This window comes from Citrobacter sp. wls757 (assembly GCF_005280935.1).
GTDB classification, from domain to species: domain Bacteria; phylum Pseudomonadota; class Gammaproteobacteria; order Enterobacterales; family Enterobacteriaceae; genus Citrobacter; species Citrobacter portucalensis.
The window spans coordinates 654,266-655,940 of sequence record NZ_SZWU01000060.1 but is presented as its reverse complement, the minus strand read 5'-3'; the positions used below and the strand labels follow the sequence as shown (position 1 = coordinate 655,940).

5 protein-coding genes are annotated in these 1,675 nt (G+C 54.9%); all 5 read left to right on the top strand.

From position 1 onward, the window contains the following. Positions 1-17 precede the first annotated feature (17 nt). Positions 18-617 (top strand): DUF1367 family protein, encoded by a 600-nt coding sequence (locus FDW94_RS18065; RefSeq protein ID WP_137378014.1) that lies wholly within the window; start codon positions 18-20, stop codon positions 615-617. Further along, positions 617-823: a hypothetical protein gene (locus FDW94_RS18060; protein ID WP_137378013.1), complete on the top strand. Its 207-nt coding sequence runs from the start codon at positions 617-619 to the stop codon at positions 821-823. The genes FDW94_RS18065 and FDW94_RS18060 overlap by 1 nt, the downstream gene beginning before the upstream one ends. A 2-nt stretch (positions 824-825) precedes the next feature. Beyond that, positions 826-1,434 (top strand): recombination protein NinG, encoded by a 609-nt coding sequence (locus FDW94_RS18055; RefSeq protein WP_137378012.1) that lies wholly within the window; start codon positions 826-828, stop codon positions 1,432-1,434. Beyond that, on the top strand, positions 1,431-1,568 hold the full coding sequence (locus FDW94_RS18050; protein WP_016156248.1) for a YlcG family protein: 138 nt from the start codon (positions 1,431-1,433) through the stop codon (positions 1,566-1,568). Before FDW94_RS18055 ends, FDW94_RS18050 begins: the two co-directional genes overlap by 4 nt. Further along, the coding region (locus tag FDW94_RS24470) for a bacteriophage antitermination protein Q (protein WP_249358619.1) at positions 1,565-1,675 on the top strand (111 nt) is incomplete at its 3' end. The genes FDW94_RS18050 and FDW94_RS24470, both read left to right, overlap by 4 nt.

Genomic DNA, 1,675 nt, shown 5'->3' with positions numbered 1-1,675 from the left:
CGCCACGGAGAGAAACCATGGCGCACGAACTACAACTAATCAAGCAGTCCTCAGGAATCCTGATCCCGGCCACACCCGAGACCAGCGATTTACTGCAATCGAAAATCAAACTCGGTGCCGTGTTGGTGGCCGAGTTCCGGCAGGTACGCAACCCAGCCTTTCACCGTCGTTTCTTCGCATTACTCAATCTCGGTTTCGAATACTGGGAACCAACCGGCGGGGCGATCTCTTCGAACGAGCGCAAGCTGGTAACCGGCTATGCCAAATACCTTGCCTCATTCGGAGGAAGCGAAACAGCTCTCCTGGACGCTGCCGAGCAATATCTCGACCGTATCGCTGATAAGCGCGCGGGTAGCATCAGCATCTGCAAATCCTATGACGCATACCGTGCCTGGGTGATCGTCGAGTCTGGCCACTACGACGCCATACAGTTGCCCGACGGCACCCTTCGCAAACACCCTCGCAGCATTGCCTTCGCCAACATGGACGAAACCGAGTTCCAGCAGCTGTATAAAGCCGCGCTCGATGTTCTGTGGCGATGGGTACTGTCCAGGGCATTCAAGGACCAGCGTGAAGCGGAAAACGCCGCATCGCAACTCATGAGCTTTGCGGGGTGATGGCGATGAAACTAAGTTGGTTCCACCATCATGAATGCACAACCGAGCAGGCCGACGAGCTGGTGGCCAGTTATCGCCGTCGTGGCGCCACGGTAGAACGCAGCCTTAATCGCGACAATATTACCTGGACTGTCAGCGTTCAGTTGCCAGAAAGTGAGAAGGTTCCTCGCCCGAGTAAGGTCTGGCAAAACAGGGCGTGGGGTTGAGTATGGCTAAGCTACCGCGCCGTAAGTGCGTCAACAAAGAATGCCGCCAGTGGTTCCATCCTGTGCGCGATACGCAGACAGTTTGTGGTTATGAGTGCGCCAGCGCAGTCGGTAAAGAGCAGACAAGAAAGGCTCGGGAAGATGCGCAACGCAAAGAGTCTGCCAAACAGCGTGCTAGTGAGAAGAAAGAGCGGGCCGCCTGGCGCCAGCGCAAAGCAGCGGTTAAGCCGCTGAAGCACTGGGAAGATTTAACGCAGCGTGTCGTCAATAACTATATTCGCGAACGTGATGCCGATCTGCCATGCATCAGCTGCGGCACGTTCGAAACCGTCCAATGGGAAGCAGGTCACTACCGCTCACGCGGTAAGGCATCACATCTCCGCTATCACGAAGACAATATCAGTAAACAGTGCCACCACTGCAATGTGCCGCTGTCGGGCAATCAGCAGCAGTACCGCCTTGGCCTTATCGAGAAAATTGGGCCTGAGCGCGTCGAAGCGCTCGAAAACAACAACACCCCACATCGATACACCATCGAAGAACTCGAAGCCATCAGGAAGCGCTACAGCGCGCTTCGTCGCGGGTTAATCAAGAGCAGAGAGGCCGCATGACATTTGAATCCTATTTTGCCGATCACCTCCGCGTTCGCTGGCAACGATTGCGCTTATACCATTTTCCGGGTTCTGTGCTGACGGACTATCGAATACTGAAGAACTACATCAAAACCATAGGCGGTGCTGTATGAACACTCAATTTCTCGAATACGTGCGCCAGCAGCTGATTATGGCAACCGCCGATTTGAGTGGGGCGACTAAAGGGCAACTGATGGCCTGGTTGGAGAACGCCCAGTTT

Excerpts from the sequence above, each read along its gene's own strand:
- FDW94_RS18055 (WP_137378012.1), top strand. The coding sequence starts at position 826 with ATGGCTAAGCTACCGCGCCGTAAGTGCGTCAACAAAGAATGCCGCCAG.
- FDW94_RS18065 (WP_137378014.1), top strand. The coding sequence starts at position 18 with ATGGCGCACGAACTACAACTAATCAAGCAGTCCTCAGGAATCCTGATC.
- FDW94_RS18050 (WP_016156248.1), top strand. The coding sequence starts at position 1,431 with ATGACATTTGAATCCTATTTTGCCGATCACCTCCGCGTTCGCTGGCAA.
- FDW94_RS18060 (WP_137378013.1), top strand. The coding sequence starts at position 617 with ATGGCGATGAAACTAAGTTGGTTCCACCATCATGAATGCACAACCGAG.